The organism is Undibacterium sp. 14-3-2, from assembly GCF_016595265.1.
GTDB lineage: Bacteria > Pseudomonadota > Gammaproteobacteria > Burkholderiales > Burkholderiaceae_D > Undibacterium > Undibacterium aquatile.
The window spans coordinates 302323-320060 of the sequence record NZ_JAENGS010000004.1; the positions used below are offsets into that span (position 1 = coordinate 302323).

Here is a 17738-nt window from a genome sequence, read left to right on the forward strand (position 1 = left end):
AAAGCGGTCGATTTTGCCATTAAAATGATCTCTTCTTCTGATGGCATTTCCTGTAAACGAGACGATTCATGAGTTCAGCAGCACCGATGCAGCACGTGAAAACTGACGCAACACCAACTGCGCAACGCAGTAACCAACCAAGCAGTCAATTGGCAACGCAACGTCAGCAAAGCGATACTACTATTCAAAGTGAATTTACAGACCAGCGCCCGCAAGCCACCACACAACGCCAACTGCAAAACGCTGCCAACAACAGCCCACAAAATCGCCAACTCCAAGCCTTTCAGCAGATGGCACAAAACAGCACGCGTGCCACGCAGCTCAAAACCATGGGCGCAATGATGAAAGCGCCTGCCGTGCAACGGCAAGAAGAAGATGATGAGCCGCTGCAAGTCAAATCGGCGGGAGAACTCCTCCAGCGTGAAGCCACGGCAGACGCAGCTGACGAGCCTAAGCAAAATAACACCGGGCTGCCCGACCATCTTAAATCAGGCATTGAATCGCTTTCCGGCATGAGCATGGATCATGTGAAAGTGCACTATAACTCTTCACAACCAGCGCAATTGAACGCCCATGCCTATGCGCAGGGTAGCGAGATTCATGTGGGTCCGGGACAGGAGCAGCATTTGCCACACGAAGCCTGGCACGTCGTGCAGCAAGCGCAGGGGCGAGTGCAACCGACGATGCAGATGAAGACTGGTGTGCCGGTAAATGATGATGCGGGGTTGGAGGTGGAAGCTGATGTGATGGAAAAGCGGGCAATACAGATGGATACTTCGCTTGATGTTGGAGTGTTGGAACAAACCCCGTCCCCCGTAAAGACCAACGTAATGGCTTTGCCAGCCGGTAATACATCTGGAAAAATACCGGATGCTCCAACACTTGAAAGGATGACGCCAGATGAACGCAAAGAGGGTGCGCGTACTTATCTGGAATCACATATTAACAACGGCATGAAGGGAAGTTCGATCACAGCAATGTTCCCGCAGGTGAAACAGGGATTCGGTTTGAGCAAGTTGGCACTTGATTTTACCGATCCAGTTCGCCCTGCTATTGCCTACCATGCGTCACCACCGATTTTCACCTATTTTTCAGCGATAGATAAGGTCAGTGTAACCGAGACGGAGTTTGAAGAAGCCACTGACATAGTCAACCGACAGGATACACCAGCAGTAACGAAGATCACCGAAGTCACTGCTGTCCGCAACTTGCCTACGGCTCTGGGAGTGATTAAACAAGAGGGATTTACAATTTCAAACAAAACCCCCATGACGGCGAATTGCTTTAATGCTGACCGTCCCGGTAGCATCAAGGCAGAAGTGACCGGAAAGCGTTTTGGTTCAGATCGTGACGGCACGGAAAAGACAGATTTATTTGGACACCTCGGGCGTTTTGAAAACAAGATTGCAACTGGGAACGATGACGTTGGATATGCTGGTGGACATTTGATCGCATGGCAAGTTGCCGGGAATAGTTCAATGGAAGCTGACAACCTTGCACCTCAAGTAACTTTCTTCAATTCGCCTCGCTATCGTGACGTGTTTGAAAAGGCTCTGCGCGAAGCTGACACTACTGCAACAATTGACGTAACGGTTAGCCTAGGTTACGCAGATCAAAGCTTCGAAGTCGATCAACAACATCTTGTCGATGCAAAAGTTATTAGTGCCATCGATTTGAACAAACCCTGGATTTTACGGATACCGCGCCGGGTGCCCAACACTTGGCATGCTGAGGCGACCTTACGCGGCGGTGGCGACATTGACGATAAAGACGTGAAAGTCGCCGGATCGGGACAAGACGGCATTTTTGTAGAAGACATCAGCACCTTCACTCTCGGTACTTTGGTAAGCAAGGGAGACCGCTTTCAACTTACAGTGTCGACAGCTACAGCACCGAAAAAACAAACGGGTAATCGCAAGAAAACGCATCGGCAAATTGGCGGTGCTAACGTGCTCACATTTGTAGCCAATCAATACTATCCACCAGCTCCTGGCGTTCGCACGAAACCAGTCAATGTCAAGGGCAAGGACAAAGGCGGAGGTGTTACTGGCGACGAGCACGCCCTTATTAACAGCATTGCCGTCAAGACTGCCGCGGGAGGAGCTCTATCGATTACTTTAATGGAAAACAATACTACATTACAAGAAATCCAAACCTCACTCGATTTATACTCCCACCAACTCGACACTGCGACGCGCGAAGGGCTGGCGCAAGAAAGCTTGCAATTAGGGGATCGTAATATCGATCGCTTGGAGCAAATTATTCAGTTAGTACAAAGTCGAGAAAACGATGCGTGGCAGGCCGCTGCTGCATTCATGAACCTCAAGACCCAGATAAGCATTGTTAAGACGGAACTGGACGATTTCACGATAAAACTAGCTGGCTTTGACAAAATTGTTTTGACGCCGAAGCTCAAAGCGATAAAAGATCAGGCAGACATTGACGTCACACATCTGAAGGCAAGCCTGACGTTACAAGAGCGCAGCTTAGAGACATTGCTGGCGCTCGCACAAAAAATCGATATTGATAGTAAAACGCTTGGTCAAAACGCGGAAACATTAAAAACACAAAAGAAAGATAAAAGAAAAGAACGATCCTACAGTGGAGTGAGCGATGCAGATGAAAGTGGAGATGATTCTGAGCAAAATATTGAATATTATTCGGCAAAGAAAAAGCTAAAAGTCCGCAAAAGTAAGAACTGAAGCAGCCCGATGTGATAGTAATTTAAAACACAACAAGAACAAGTATGACCTAATACATCTAAAACTACTCTTCTTTCAACATAATTTCCGGTATAGAAAATCAATTAAGACTTTTTTGTTGCAATTTTTTGGACCACAATTGATCTTTTAGAGGCTTTCTTTTTCAGATACTAACCATATCATCAACTCAGGTTGTTATTTGGCTTCTATCAAATCGACCAAACCAAGTGGCTGATTTGCAAATATCAAAGGTAGCAGATATTTTTTACTGTGAATTTGATGCAAGGCGAGTCCCCCGCCCTGCATATACCATCGTCAGTTTACTTACTGTTACTTTTCGCCCGCGCCACGTGTAATTTCTTGTAGCTGTCAATCAAACGCTGGTGACGCTCAAGCCCTTCCAGTTTCATGCTCGTCGGCGTTAAACCAAAGAAGCGTACGCTGCCATTAACCGATCCGATGACGGCATCCATACGCTCGTTGCCAAACATGCGGCGGAAATTGGCTTCGTAATCGTTCAACTCTAATTCATCGTCCAGTGTGACTTCCAGCACTACGTTGAGCGCTTGATAAAACAAGCCGCGTTCAACGCTGTTGTCGTTGTATTGCAGGAAGGCTTGCGTCAAATCCTGCGCGTCTTCAAGTTGCGCTAAGGCGAGATGAATCAGCAGTTTTAATTCCAGCACGGTGAGTTGTCCCGACACTGTATTTTCATCAAACTCAATGCCGATCAGGGTGGCGATATCGCTGTAATCGTCGAGCTCGTTGTTATCTAAACGATCCAGCAAGTCTTCCAGCGCATCATCATCGAGCTGATGTAAATTCAGAATATCGTTGCGGAACAATAGGGCTTTGTTGGTGTTATCCCAGATCAGATCTTCGACGGGATACACTTCTGAATAACCGGGCACCAGGATGCGGCAAGCCGTCGCGCCTAGCTGGTCGTACACCGCCATGTAGGATTCTTTGCCCATATCAGCGAGGATGCCGAATAAGGTGGCAGCTTCGTCGGCATTGGAGTTTTCGCCATGACCGGAGAAATCCCATTCCACAAATTCGTAGTCGGCTTTGGCACTGAAAAAGCGCCATGACACAACGCCGCTGGAATCGATGAAATGTTCAACAAAGTTATTCGGCTCCGTCACAGCCTGGCTGACGAAGGTGGGTTGCGGTAAATCATTCAGGCCTTCAAAACTGCGACCTTGCAACAATTCTGTCAGGCTACGTTCCAACGCGACTTCAAAGCTGGGATGCGCTCCAAACGAAGCAAACACACCGCCGGTGCGCGGGTTCATCAGCGTCACGCACATCACAGGATATTGTCCGCCGAGCGAGGCATCTTTGACCAGCACCGGAAAGCCTTGTTCTTCTAATCCTTGTATGCCCGCCAGGATGCCGGGATACTTTGCCAACACTTCTTGTGGCACGTCTGGCAAGGCGATTTCGCCTTCGAGAATTTCACGTTTTACCGCGCGTTCAAAAATCTCAGACAAACATTGCACCTGCGCTTCAACCAGCGTATTACCCGCACTCATGCCATTGCTGGCGAACAGGTTTTCGATCAGATTCGACGGAAAATAAACGGTCGCGCCATCGGATTGGCGCACGAATGGTAATGAGCAAATACCACGTTCTGCGTTACCCGAATTGGTGTCGATCAGATGCGAGCCACGCAGCTCTTTATCGGGGTTATAAATTGCCAGACTGTACGCATCCAGAATTTCTTTTGGCAGCGCGTCTTTTTTACCCGGCTTGAACCATTTTTCATTCGGGTAATGCACAAACTCGGCATTGGCGATATCTTCGCCCCAGAACGAACCGGCGTAAAAATGATTATTACTCAGGCGCTCAATGTACTCGCCCAGCGCCGACGCCAAAGCACTTTCTTTGGTCGCACCTTTGCCATTGGTAAAGCACATCGGCGAATGCGCATCGCGTATATGCAACGACCACACATTCGGAATGATGTTGCGCCACGAAGCGATTTCGATTTTGATGCCCAGACCCGCGAGTAAGCCAGACATATTCGCGATGGTTTTTTCCAAAGGCAAGTCTTTGCCGAGGATATAGGTCGCGGCGTCCGCATCTGGATTCAGGGTCAGCAAGGCTTGCGCATCGGCATCGAGACTTTCGACTTCTTCGATAACAAATTGCGGGCCTTCCTGTACTACTTTTTTGACGGTACAACGTTCAATTGAGCGCAAAATACCCAGGCGATCTTTATCAGAAATATCGGCGGGTAACTCAACCTGAATTTTGAAGATTTGCGCGTAACGGTTTTCCGGGTCAACAATATTGTTTTGCGACAGACGGATATTCTCAGTAGGAATATCGCGCGTATTGCAATACAACTTCACGAAGTACGCCGCGCACAATGCCGATGAAGCCAGGAAGTAATCGAAAGGCCCGGGCGCTGAGCCGTCGCCCTTATAGCGTATAGGCTGATCAGCGATCACCGTGAAATCATCGAACTTGGCTTCAAGGCGAAGCTTATCGAGAAAGTTGACTTTAATTTCCATGAGGAGTGTTCCAAAAAAGCGGCCAAAAGCGCGTTAAAAGTAAATCAGGCGCCATTATCCGTTCTTTTAGGTGTGTACGCACCGTGTACGCATCAATCGATTTGCACCTCTGATGTATTAAAGCAAACGATATGTACACACAGGTTTCCCAGTGCTAAAAAATTCACAAGTAAAATAGGCCAACTCGTTCGGCATGCGTACCGCTATTAATCCCTTTAAAACCTGTGTTCAGGTAGTTCACAATATGAAGTTAATTCTTAGCCTGATTCTCAGTTACTGCCTGACAGTACCGGCGTTAGCGGCGGACGTTGAGACAATGCGGGCGCAGTTGAACGATAGTGAAAGCATCACGGCAAGGACGCCGCTACTTACGCAGGTGAGTCAAATAAAAAATGTCTTGATTATCGATGCGGTACGAGAAAATGATCGATGGTTCAATCCAGAAAAAAAGATGAAAGAATCGTCTCTCGCAAAAGCAATTGCGGATGCGCACAAAAAAAGCGTCGCTGAGAATACGATCCAAGCTTACACCGAAGTCATAAGGCAATGCCAGCGTGAAACCTCGCAACTACAGACTGTCCCGTTTATGCGCAGTGATAGTCAGCAAGCACATTGCTACCGTTACTGATGCTGCCATCATCCGATAACTCAGGAGCAAGCATCATTCTGCCGGACTCTCACTGTTTTAATGACAATCAAAAGAACAGCAATCTGAGATGCAGCTCCTTTCCCCTCATTGCGGGGAGGAGAAAGGAAGCACCGATTTATTATTTTTTGTAAATACCAACACCAAGCAGGTAGTTGTCGACTTTTTCTATGTACGTCGTTTTTTGATCCAGCAATTTAGTGATGGGATTAGGCCAGCGATATTCGACCCAGCCTGAGCCCTTCGTTTTTGCGACCTGCAGCATTTCTTTGGTCACCAGTTTGCCGTCGCCATCTTTAAAATCCATCAGCGGTTTTCCGACCAGTTTGGTATTCGCCGATGCGAGCATGGTCCCTTCCATATCGAACGCGATGACATACAGATCGCGGTCATGGAATTGTTTGTTGGAAGGATCGTTGAAATCTGCCAGCGCCTTGTCTTTGCCATTGGCTTTAAAGTGGGCAATCGCTTTTTTTACCATTGCTGTCGCCTGTTCAGCCGTGCCGTGATCCTCTGCTGCTGAAGACACGCCGCATACGGCAACAGTCATCAGAAATGCCATTATCATTGATCCGATTTTTTTCATGTCAGTCTCCCTATTTTTGATATACATATTGGCTCCCGCTGCTGTCGAGTCGTGACGGGTACGATCATGACAGGCCGGATTGCTGCCCAGTATAGGGTTAGTAAAAAATTCTTATTGCAAGAAATTGTTGAATCGGTTTGAGTAAAATCATACACAGCGGTAAGCAGCAACCCGTGCCCTGCACCACGCTGCCGCACATGTGTCTTAGCACGATGTATATAAACAACGATGTCGCAACGACAAGCTGAGATCGGAAAGCCTGGTTGTAAGTTTGTGTTTTGCGGTTGCTCATGCATGAGCAACCGCAGCGAAACAAAGTAATACACCGGAGACGGCATCTATTAACGCCGCTTATTGATGACGCTTATTGATGGCGGAGAATTTGATAATCAGTACGTAATTTAAGACTGATTTCTTTTCCCATCACCGAAACATCGGTTTCTACCATTTCGGACTTCACCAGATTATCCCCGTTTACTTGTTTTTCATATTCAGTGACGGCAACAATTCGGTTCATTTTGAGGATGATCTTGACGCGGAAGGCTTCAGTATTACTGTATTCCACTCTTTGCAAATCGCCCTTTTCGTTGAGTGTAATAATGCCTGCAATTTTGTCAGGAGGCACGCCTCGTAAATCAGCGTCTTTACGCATGTGAAAACGCCAGCGTCTGGGATTATTGCCAGCGTCTATCGCCTGCAAGGATTTCTCATCGACCTGTGCGCTCAGCATTTCCTGCTCGGCACTTTCCATTTTTTCGAGAAATTTTTTGGTTTCTTTTTCTGTGGACGCTCTTCCTTCAAATGATTCCAACAACCATTGCTGCTTTTTCTCTTTGGACGGATCAAACACAGCTACGCTTTTGAGCTTATCATTTTCATGGGATGTCACACGATAATGCCATGTGCTGACTTTACTCTGATCCGCAACTTTTAGCGCATCCATGACAACATGCGCACTGGCGCTTGAGGAAAACGCCAGACACATCAGTAATCCACGTAAAAACATTCTTTTCCTTTCTGCTTTTGTTTCGGTATGACGCAAAAAGTGATGGCTATTTCAGGCATATCTTCCCTGAACTTTTGCTTTGCGTTTTCGTCCCTGCCCCACCTCTGATAAGGTCAGATGCAACAGCACATTCTGGGTTTATTGCCCGACAGGTGTCTCACTGCCTGACTGTGTTGCAAGATCTGTTTCGATACTGTCACGCCCGTTATTCTTTGCACGATATAAAGCAGCATCGGCTCGCTGCAGCAAATGATCAAAATCGTCATCTGCGCTGGTATTACTGGCAATGCCAACGCTGAGAGTACAGAGCGGTAAATCCGTTTGCGCATTTTTCAGCGATGCCTGAATCCTGGCGGCGACCAATCGCGCTTCGGCCAATGTTGTTCCTGGCAACACCACAACAAACTCTTCACCGCCGAAACGTGCGATCTGATCACATTCACGTAACAACTGACGGATTTTTCCCGCTACGAATACAAGCACCTGATCCCCTACTGCATGACCATGCAGATCATTGACACATTTAAAGTGATCCAGATCTATCGCCAGCAGCGCCAGCGGAAAATCAGCCTGACGGGCATGCAATTGCAGTCGTTCATAGTAAGCGCCACAACCGCGGCGATTGAGCACACCAGTCAGAGGATCTTCAACCGCACGCTGCTCAAGCACAGCCTTTAAGCGACGCGATGCCATCACCAGAAAAACGACGCTTAACAACTGCACCAGTATTGTCGATGTTGCGAGATAGGTTGTTGCCAGATTACTGCCCTTCGCCAGATTCACACTCGTTTCATCCGACGTCAGTGCAACGCCGCCGCGCAACAAATTCAGGCCAGCGTGCACTAATAACAGCACCATGAAAAAATAACTGCTGAAATGTTTCTCGCCATGACGCCAGACCAAGCGGATCAGCGCACAATACATCACAAAAGTGGTCAGTGAATAAATCGCCACGCGTATGCTGAAATCAGGATTCACTACCAGCCACCACATCAAACCAGCGATGGTAAGACCCCAGATAAACAAAAACAAACGCCAGCTCGGCTTCTGCCCGTAAAACAATTGGGTGCCGATCAGAGTCATGCCCTGCCCCCACAACATCGCGCCATTAAATCCGGGAATCGCAACGTATTCACTCAGTATTCCTTGCGTCGCGAGTATCGGCAACGCCAGCAAAGTCATTAACTGTGCCCATGCCCAATGCCCCACGCCCTGCACTTCTGACTTAAAAGTGCGATGCACCGAAAACATGATGACGCTCATGCCGATACAAATAAATGCATTCATGAAGACTAAGGTGTAGATATCAAGTGGCTTCATCGTGCTTTTATAATGGAAACAGGCTCTGGTTTTCGTGCGTGCAATTATAGTGGATTACAATCCGAAATTTCCTCAATGCAATTTTCTTGAAAATGGAAGATGGTGTGATTAAGCACCGATACCATCAGTTTGGATGCATGAGCACCAGATTGATCATTTCGTAACTCTCCTGAAATAAGCTGCTGAATGAAATATTGATTGAACTACTGATTGAGCTGCTGAACCATCAGCTTTTTTTGCGCGGTCATTCATAGCGATTTACACTACGTTCTGCAGTGTCCATGACATACAAAAGCTACGTTAAAACAGCAAAAAAATCACGATAGAGGAAATCCATGCAAGACTGGCCTGTTTTAAAAACACTATGGCAGCGTCATTGCGACCCGGCTTATCAAGCCGGTGCACGCGCATCGATGGAATGGGAACAACAGATACAAGCCTTGTATGCCAATCAAATTGCGCACCCTGCCGCACTCAGATTTTTGCTACAAAAACGTCCAACTCTGGAAGAATTTCAAGACTGGATCGCGAGTACCAGCGCACAGTATGTGGTAGCTGAGCACGAGCCGGAGACCGATGATGACAACTATCGTCTTTCGTCTGAACAAATCGCGTTCTGGCAGGAAAACGGTTACCTGATTTTACCCAAAGTTATAGACGCCGCGGCATGTGCTGCCAGTTGCGACGCCATCTGGCAATATACAGGAGCGACGCTGCAAGACCCGTCAAGCTGGTATCAGCCACAATGCATACGGCACGGCCTGATGCTGCCCTTATACAATCATCCGCAATTGAACAGCAACCGCGCATCAAGACGTATTCGCGCTGCCTATGTGCAGCTCTACGGTAGTGAGGCAATTTACAAGACGATCGATCACGTCAGTTTCAACCCACCGGAAACGACCCATTTTTCTTTTCGCGGCAGTGCCCTTCACTGGGATGTCAGTATCGCGCAACCGATACCGGAACGCTATCAGGGATTACTGTATTTAACTGACTGCGCCGACAGCGATGGTGCCTTTCATTGCGTCCCCGGTTTCCATCGCCAGATCGCCGACTGGCTCAAGCAATTCAAGCCCGAAGACAACATCCGGCACATTGCGGCAGAAACACTGACAACGCGCGCCGTACCGGGCAATGCAGGTGACTTTATCATCTGGCATCAAGCCCTGCCCCACTGCGCAACTCCGAATCACGGTCAGACCCCGCGCATGGTGCAGTATCTGACTTATATTCCGACAAATCATGTGGAACACAGCGTGTGGATGTGAGGTTGAGCAACTTGTGATTTTTGTTTTGCGTTTGTTCTTTGGATGGGGCTTACGGCACATGCCCAGCCTAAAATTAAAAAGACTTTATCGGGCTCTCTTGCGCAATTACTTTGCTACGCTATCAATTCTGGAGGTTCCTTTCAGGGACAACGTATTCGTTCTGACCTTGCCGAGCAAAGTTGCTTTTTGCGACTCTTCGGAAATATTGTAGGCGCCTTTAAACCAATCTTTCCATGTACACCATAAATTTCTGAAGGTGATAGAAAATCTGTGCGTTTCATTCTCATCAATTTCAAATTTCGTTGAGTCTTTAATTGTCCCTATATTGTTCCTTACCCATAAAAATCTCGCACCTTCGCCGGCCAACTTGGTAATCGCATCCGACTTGTGCTCTCCGCCCTCCTCTACCACCGTCAGGAGGCTTTTATCTGGCTGTGACTGGTCATGCTGACTTTTATAGCTCTTCATTTTGTTCGCTTTTTCTGTCCCCAACTCTGCCTTTTCGCCTTTGCGATACGACATCGCCTCAACAAAAGTTCGCCCATATTGACCAGGACTATTCACAACCCCTTCTTCAACGCCATTGACGTAGCCGTCTAAGCCCGCAGAGTGTTGATACATGAGGCAAACATAGTTATTGTCACCGTACTCCTGAACATGCCCATGGGTGAATGGATCTATCGTCTTTATGTCAGGCTTGTTCATATCTTTAGCTGCCACGGTATAACCACCATTTTTTGCTACGACATCTCTTACTTCTTTCATGGTGTTCCCTGCCACCTGTGCAATCGCAGTTAATGCCTGCGCTTTGTTCTCGACCACTTCTGGCTCTTCATTCCCACCGTGCAGCTTTGCGTCTAATTTGCTTACCTGATCAACGACGGAAAAGGTATCTCCCGTAACATGTAATCCAAGTTTGTTGTAATCACCGACCGCATCAATTTCTTTTAACTGTATCGCCTTAGCCTGTAATGCCTTCGCCCCCATCACATCCGCTTCCGTCTCCAGCCCAGCATCATCATTGACCGGTACGCCATCTTTCATCTGCATCGTTGGCTTCACGCGCCCCTGTGCTTGCTGAACGACATGCCAGGCTTCATGCGGCAAGTGCTGTTCCTGCCCCGGTGCGACGTGAATATCGCTGCCTTGCGCGTAAGCGAGTGCGTTGAGTTGGGCGGGTTGGGATGAGTTGTAATGCACCTTCACATGATCCATGCTCATAACCGACAAGGATTCGATACCAGATTTAAGTTGATTCGGCAGGCCGGTATGATTTGGCTTTGCGCTGACGTGTTCTTGCCGCTGAACGGCATCAAATTTTCCTTGCAACAGTTCTTCGTCTTCAACTCTTTGTGTCGTTACCGGTTTTTTTTGCAGCAACTCATCTTCCTCAACACATTGCACTGTATCGAACTTGCCTTGAAGCGTGATGGACTTAGCGTGCCTTTGCGTCGCCATTTTTTCCTGCATCGCTTTCAGTTGTGCAGCGGCTTGACTGGAGTTCGCCTTTTCTTGCAAACGTTGCAGTGCCATTTGCTTTGGTCGTCCATCCCGCATCTGAGGCACGTTGTCATTTCTGAGTTGTGTCGCTTTCGTCTGTTTGCGGTCTGCTGTTTGCTCTGCAGGTATTGATGAACGTAAATGCATCATGAATCCTTTCGTTTCAACATGAGTTGATTGCTTACCGTATTTTCAAATTTACAAATCACCACTGACTCACCGGTCTGCATGGCGATCCGGGATTCCATGACAAGCACGACAGCTTATGCCGTTCCAGTCAATGTATGCGTATTTCGCTAAAAGTTCCAAAATATTTACATTTAAGCTACCTTTTTCGCTAATATCACCATTTTCCTCATAGCATTTCCACTACGCGAGGTCGATCATGAGTTCAGCAGCGCCATTGCAGCAAGCGACAGCCAATTCACACTCCGAAGCAAGGAATACCCCTCGCCAACTCAGGCAAAACTCTGCGAGATCTGCCAGCGAAAAGCAAAGTAACTTTACTGACTCACGGCCACAAACGGCTATACAACGTCGCCTGCGAGAAACAGCAGCCGATAGTCCGCAAACTACTCAATTACTAGCCTTGCGGCGCATGGCGGCGGCAAGTGAACACGCTAACCAACTCAAGGCAATGAAAGCAACAGCGAGCGCCGCTGCACTGCAAAGAGTCGAAGACGAAGAAGCGTTGCAAGCGAAGTTCGACGCCATACAACGGGTAGAGGAAGAAGAACCTCTGCAAGGCAAGTTCAACACCGCACAGCGGGTGGAAGAAGACGAGCCCCTGCAAAATAAGCTGATGACCGCGCAAAGAGCCGAAGACGAAGAACTGTTGCAGGGGAAATTCGCGCCTGTGCAACGCGTGGAAGAGGATGAACCACTGCAAGGCAAATTCAACATCGCACAGCGAGTGGAAGAAGATGAGCCGCTGCAAAATAAGCTGATGACCGCGCAAAGAATCGATGACGAAGAACTGCTGCAAGGAAAATTCGATACTGTACAAAGACAAGAACAAGTCGCCGCCAGGCCCAATAATACTGGTCTGCCGAATCAACTCAAATCCGGTATCGAATCTCTTTCCGGCATGAGCATGGATCATGTGAAGGTGCATTACAACTCATCCCAACCAGCCCAACTCAACGCACTCGCTTACGCACAAGGCAGCGATATTCACGTCGCGCCGGGACAAGAACAACACTTGCCGCATGAAGCCTGGCATGTCGTGCAGCAAGCACAGGGACGCGTGAAGCCAACGATGCAGATGAAAGATGGCGTACCGGTCAATGATGATGTCGGGCTGGAGACAGAAGCGGATGTGATGGGGGCGAAGGCCGCATCACTTGGTGCAACAACGCGAAACTTAAAAGACGCCGTTCTTTCTGACAAAAATAAAAAAAGTAACTCCGCCATTCAATACGTAGCACAACGTCAAAGTGATTTTGCAGAAGATCAACACCTAGAAAATATCCCCGAAGAAAGGGGAAATTGGGGAGCAATATACTCAAAATTCAATGTGACATTTGGAGAATACGTTGATCATGTCCTGCTGCACAAGCGTGAACCTGCCTTAAATTTTTTAAATGAAGTTTCGGAAAAAGATATCAGAAAAGCGATAAACCGAGCGAACAGCAAGAAGTCAAAAATAAAAAGAAATCACGGGCTTGCGGGAATAGGAAAAAAGAAATTCGCGTCTAACCGCTTTAGACGTGGAATTAAAAGAATACTTATTCAACCAAAGTCATTTCAAAAACTCACTTCCAGAAGCAAAATAAATTCATCATTGAATGAGAAGACACTTTCCTCAACACAATTGATTCAACGCGCGGCTATCTGGAACACCCCAGCACACTTTGCAGCAACAGATCCCCCACTCGTCGGCCTACTTGCCGGAGCGCCAAACTCAGATGCTAGATTCAATTTATTTATGCAAAATAGAACTCCCGGCAACTTTGCTGGACTTGACTGGGGCGGTGGTCACCACAACAGTATTGCTGGTAAGCTAAGGCGTCCTGCCGGTTTCCACGAATGGGCTCCGGTTTCCATGGCAGCGCACATGCAAGCTAATTGGTTTAATGGAGGCGGACTTGCTTATGCAGCTTATCAAGGTCTCCGAACTCCGACGGGTGCAACAAACTTTGCAACTACCGCTACTCCTGGTGTAGCGATACCTCACGGTGGACCAGGCTCACCAGGTGCACATGGCGAACTGTTCGCATTAGTCGCGGGTAATGCGACCTGGGGAGGATTTCTAACGGACCTAGATAACTGGGCAACGGGGGCGGGAGGAGTTGGCGCAAACTACAGAGCACATAATGCTACAGTACATGCTCCTCCTGGAAGGGGATGGTAAACTTGGTTAAGTTATGTCAAATAAAATTGCTCTAAATACATCGTAAATTTATCATCTACGGTATCTGAACACCGGCACATTTTCACGCCAGCAGCCGCATTTTCATTAAGGGTTGCGGTGACGTACTCATCTTCAAAATGCGTCACCTGAATTGCACTACTTCGCAACGAAGCGCAGTGAACCGGCGTTACGAATGCGTTTGCCGCTGCGTTCGGCGGGCATGAATTCACATGATCTGGCCAGGCGCAGGCTTTCCTGATCGAGTTGTTCATCATCGCTGCTCCACTGCACTTTGGCATCCAGCACTTTTCCTGTTTCCGACGTATAAATGCCGACGACGATACCCGCATCTTTATTTTTATTATCTCTGTCATCGGCGATGCGCAATTTGTCAGAGGATTTGCAAGTCTTCGCTTCCAGCACTGCCGGGCTGGTATAGCCCTGATCAAACTTCCACCGATAGGCGGTATAAGTTTCACTCGGCACCCAGCGACCTTCGGGTAATATCTGGCAGCCAATAATCGCGTTCATCACTGTCAGATCAAGCATTTTCCAGCCACTACTGCGGACTAACTGAAACGCCTTGATTTTGCCACTCTCATCGATCATCAGCTTCAGCACAGTGTCACCTTGCATACCATAGCGAAGGGCAGCTTCGGGATACGTGGGAATCGCGCACGCAGTGGCAATATCAATTTTCATATCATTGATTTTCGGCGTCACAGAATCTGCGTTGACGTTGGTCGCAGACGCTGCGCCTGATGCCGACACAACGGACGGTTCTGCCGATACCGCATCTCTGGCTATCGCGGCAGGCGACATCAGAGTTTGCAACAGCATCCACAACAAAACTGCTCCGAAAAATTGACGCATGCGATACCTTTTCAAAAAGAAGTAGATGTATGGCGCAACATCTGTACAGCGTCGTTGCTGTCGCGGTGTGAACCAAATGTGCGGAATTAAAAACACAAATCGTGTCGCAAGATTGTAATTAGACTAATATCTTTCAATCAAGCAATTTAAATAAATATTGAATACAATCGTAGCGCTTGATGCGCATCACAACCAAGACGGCACATATTTCCCCCATTCACTTTTCTGACAGGTCTGTACTGATATGAAAACAATCGCGCTGCTTTTTAGTCTGCTGCTGACATGCGCAAGCCTGTCTTTCGCTATGCCACCTGCGCAGGAAAACCCGATCAGTGCTTCGCAGGCAGACAACGCCCCTGACAGCCAGTCTTACCCGCTGCTGTTTCTTCGTTGCGCCCCAATCAACTATCCCAAATATGCGCTGCGCTATGAGTTGCAAGGCGACACCACGATTTCCGCTATTGCCGATGCCGATGGCAAAGTCATCTCTGCAGAAATCGCCCGTAGCAGCGGCTGGCGCATACTGGATGACGCTGTGCTGCAAGCCGTACAGAACTGCAAGGTATTGGATCAGCCTGATATGGAAAAAACGCCTCTGAAAGGCACATTCAAATGGCGTATCAGTGGCATTGATTACCAGCAGCCGCAATTGATCGCCGCCAGTTGTGCGACCTCAGATGCGGTGCATATTGCCTCTGACGAAGAAAAAGAACGCGGCATCGTGATCGGTGTTTATCTGGATAAAAAAGGAGTGGTCAAAAAAATGACTCTGGAATGGAGCAGCGGTACCGCTTCGGATATGGAGGCAATCCGTCTGCTCAAGAGCTGTCAGTTCTTACCAGCACAGGACGAAAAAAAGACGCTGGAATCTGCGATTTCCATACGCCTGATCGCTGATGTGAAGTCCAAGATACATCGCGATTATTCGGAATTCTGAGGCGAATTAAGAACACCACCACCGGATATAGTGAAGTATGTCAAACGAAAACAAATCGCTGCAAATGCGGCAACGTCCCGGGCAAGCAGTGATCACCGCTCACGCGATTTTCACTGCCGACGGTCCGCGTCATTATCTGATGGCGACACCGCGGAAACAAAATGCGAACTTGCGTCCGCTGGTGATTATTCTGCATGGAGCGGGGGCTTCTGCGGCACAAGTAATGGGGCTGGCTTTTCCGGTCTCCCCCTTATCCGTCTGGTTAGAAATTGCTGAACGCGAACAATTACTGGTTGTCGCACCAGACGGCAGTAAAAAAGGCTGGAATGACAGCTTTGCTCATGTCAGAAATAAGCCAGAGACCGATGATACGGGCATGATTCGTGGACTCATAGAGCACATGATACAAACGCATCAGGCTGATCCGCAGCGCGTATATGTGATTGGCGTATCCAAAGGCGGCATGATGGCATACCGTTTGGCGACGGAGTTGGGATCGATGTTGGCGGCGTTTGCCAGCGTCCTGGCTAATATGCCGCAGCAAAGCGTGTGCGCGGCTCCCGTGACACCAATATCCGCTCTGATCGTCGCCAGCACCCGCGATCCACTGGTACCTTATAGCGGTGGCAAATATTTTTACACACCGCTGCTAAGCCCGATGAAAAGCATCAACGACACCGTCGATATCTGGCGCACGCTGGCGAACCTGCCAGCAACCGGAAAGAGCGTTGATATTCCGAAATCCGCAGCCAACAATCCGACCTCATGCACACGAATCACCTGGGGCGACAATCCAGAACAGCTTCAAGTCGTTTTACTCAGAATCAATGGCGGTGGCCATGCGGAACCCAGCCGGAGTCAGTTTTATCCGTGGTTTCTGAGCAGACTGGTCGGCGCACAAAATACAGATATCGATATTGCAGAAGAAGCATGGGCATTTTTCAAAGACAAACGCTGCAAAGATGCTCGCGGCAACAGCCGACCTGAAACAGCATCCGGCAAAAATAAATAAATTCATTTCACCAGACTCACTTTGTTGCTAACGACGCAAACACAACTCTCCCCTACAGATGTACTCACTGATGAAAGATCGCATGAATAAATATAGCCTCACCACACCGCGCTTGCTGTTACTTGCATCGGTGCTGTCGCTCAGCGCCTGCACGACGGTCAATTACACTGCACAGCAATTCGTGCCGAAAGACCCCGGGAAAATCAGCTTGTTGCCCAGCGTTGCGCCTGCGTATCAGGTTGAGAATCTCGAATACAAGCACGCCGATGGTGCGATCAGCCGTGGCGTTTACATCCGCAAACCTGGCGCTGATTTTACGGTGCTGTACTTCATGGGCAGCGGTGTCCGCGTGGATGCCAACGGGACGAGTTTTGCAAAAGCGTTTACCGAACTGAACGCCAATGTGATCAGCTTTGATTATCGTGGTTTTGGTCGCAGCGATTCAAACGGCAAGCAGCATAGTCTGATCGAGTTAGAGAGCGATGCGCTCGCGCTGTATGACTATGCCCGCAAAATGGTACCTGGCCGAATGGTCGTACACGGTCATTCTTTTGGCAGCTTTGTCGCAGCAAGACTGGCGAGCAAACGCGCCATCGACGCATTGGTAATGGAAGGTACAGGCACAACTGCTCTCGCCTATTCCGACAATATGGTACCGTGGTTTGCAAAACCTTTCGTCAAAATCAATCTTGATGAAGAGTTGACTGCCGTCGATAATCGCGCCGCCTTGCGTAACTACGCTGGCCCGGTGCTGATCATTAACGGTGTCAACGATGTACAGACCCCGGCAGCCACCGCGCGCGAATTATTTGCCAGTATTCCGCGCAGCAATAAGCGTTATGAAGAAGTTGCCAATGCCGGTCATATGAACGCATTAAGTAAGCCGGAAACACTGAAAGCGTATCGTGATTTCTTAAACGGTCAGTTTTGATCTGACTAGCACGCACCGCCGTCAGGTATTCACATAGTCTGCGGCGGTGATCAACTCAAACTGACATCAGCGTCAAGCCAAC

13 protein-coding genes are annotated in these 17738 nt (G+C 48.5%); 7 read left to right on the top strand and 6 right to left on the bottom strand.

All coding sequences use genetic code 11. The features are described 5' to 3' along the window. The first annotated feature begins 68 nt into the window (after positions 1-68). Positions 69-2702 (top strand): DUF4157 domain-containing protein, encoded by a 2634-nt coding sequence (locus Undi14_RS11375; RefSeq protein ID WP_200180279.1) that lies wholly within the window; start codon positions 69-71, stop codon positions 2700-2702. A 320-nt stretch (positions 2703-3022) separates the two neighbouring features. Here the strand turns inward: Undi14_RS11375 and Undi14_RS11380 are convergent, their stop codons facing one another. Beyond that, positions 3023-5221: an OsmC domain/YcaO domain-containing protein gene (locus tag Undi14_RS11380; RefSeq protein WP_200180280.1), complete on the bottom strand. Its 2199-nt coding sequence runs from the start codon at positions 5219-5221 to the stop codon at positions 3023-3025. 193 nt (positions 5222-5414) lie between these two features. Between Undi14_RS11380 and Undi14_RS11385 the strand changes: the two genes are divergently transcribed. Then, on the top strand, positions 5415-5849 hold the full coding sequence (locus Undi14_RS11385; protein ID WP_200180281.1) for a hypothetical protein: 435 nt from the start codon (positions 5415-5417) through the stop codon (positions 5847-5849). A 139-nt stretch (positions 5850-5988) separates the two neighbouring features. Here the strand turns inward: Undi14_RS11385 and Undi14_RS11390 are convergent, their stop codons facing one another. From Undi14_RS11390 to Undi14_RS11400, 3 genes are all read right to left on the bottom strand, one after another. Further along, positions 5989-6453, bottom strand: coding sequence for a cache domain-containing protein (locus Undi14_RS11390; protein WP_234030545.1), 465 nt, complete (start codon positions 6451-6453; stop codon positions 5989-5991). 364 nt (positions 6454-6817) lie between these two features. Beyond that, positions 6818-7459, bottom strand: coding sequence for a hypothetical protein (locus tag Undi14_RS11395; RefSeq protein WP_200180282.1), 642 nt, complete (start codon positions 7457-7459; stop codon positions 6818-6820). Positions 7460-7597: 138 nt separating this feature from the next. Further along, positions 7598-8779, bottom strand: a complete 1182-nt coding sequence (locus Undi14_RS11400) for a GGDEF domain-containing protein (RefSeq protein WP_200180284.1) — start codon at positions 8777-8779, stop codon at positions 7598-7600. Positions 8780-9114: 335 nt separating this feature from the next. On the opposite strand from Undi14_RS11400, the gene Undi14_RS11405 reads away from it, so the two are divergent. After that, on the top strand, positions 9115-10050 hold the full coding sequence (locus Undi14_RS11405; protein WP_200180288.1) for a phytanoyl-CoA dioxygenase family protein: 936 nt from the start codon (positions 9115-9117) through the stop codon (positions 10048-10050). Between the two features lie 105 nt (positions 10051-10155). Here Undi14_RS11405 and Undi14_RS18250 read toward each other — a convergent pair whose 3' ends face one another. Continuing rightward, entirely contained in the window at positions 10156-11700 is a 1545-nt protein-coding gene (locus tag Undi14_RS18250) for a DUF4157 domain-containing protein (RefSeq protein ID WP_234030546.1), read from the bottom strand. 235 nt (positions 11701-11935) lie between these two features. Between Undi14_RS18250 and Undi14_RS18255 the strand changes: the two genes are divergently transcribed. Further along, positions 11936-13903 carry a DUF4157 domain-containing protein gene (locus Undi14_RS18255; RefSeq protein ID WP_234030547.1) on the top strand — a complete coding sequence of 656 codons (1968 nt, stop codon included), beginning with the start codon at positions 11936-11938 and terminating at the stop codon, positions 13901-13903. 156 nt (positions 13904-14059) lie between these two features. Here the strand turns inward: Undi14_RS18255 and Undi14_RS11420 are convergent, their stop codons facing one another. Next, positions 14060-14776 carry a TonB family protein gene (locus Undi14_RS11420; RefSeq protein ID WP_200180305.1) on the bottom strand — a complete coding sequence of 239 codons (717 nt, stop codon included), beginning with the start codon at positions 14774-14776 and terminating at the stop codon, positions 14060-14062. Positions 14777-15020: 244 nt separating this feature from the next. Between Undi14_RS11420 and Undi14_RS11425 the strand changes: the two genes are divergently transcribed. From Undi14_RS11425 to Undi14_RS11435, 3 genes are all read left to right on the top strand, one after another. Further along, positions 15021-15713, top strand: coding sequence for an energy transducer TonB (locus Undi14_RS11425; RefSeq protein WP_200180307.1), 693 nt, complete (start codon positions 15021-15023; stop codon positions 15711-15713). A 37-nt stretch (positions 15714-15750) separates the two neighbouring features. Further along, positions 15751-16725 (top strand): PHB depolymerase family esterase, encoded by a 975-nt coding sequence (locus Undi14_RS11430; protein WP_200180309.1) that lies wholly within the window; start codon positions 15751-15753, stop codon positions 16723-16725. An 82-nt stretch (positions 16726-16807) separates the two neighbouring features. Further along, a complete protein-coding gene (locus Undi14_RS11435; RefSeq protein ID WP_200180312.1) occupies positions 16808-17656 on the top strand; it encodes an alpha/beta fold hydrolase in 849 nt (282 codons plus the stop codon). Positions 17657-17738 lie beyond the last annotated feature (82 nt).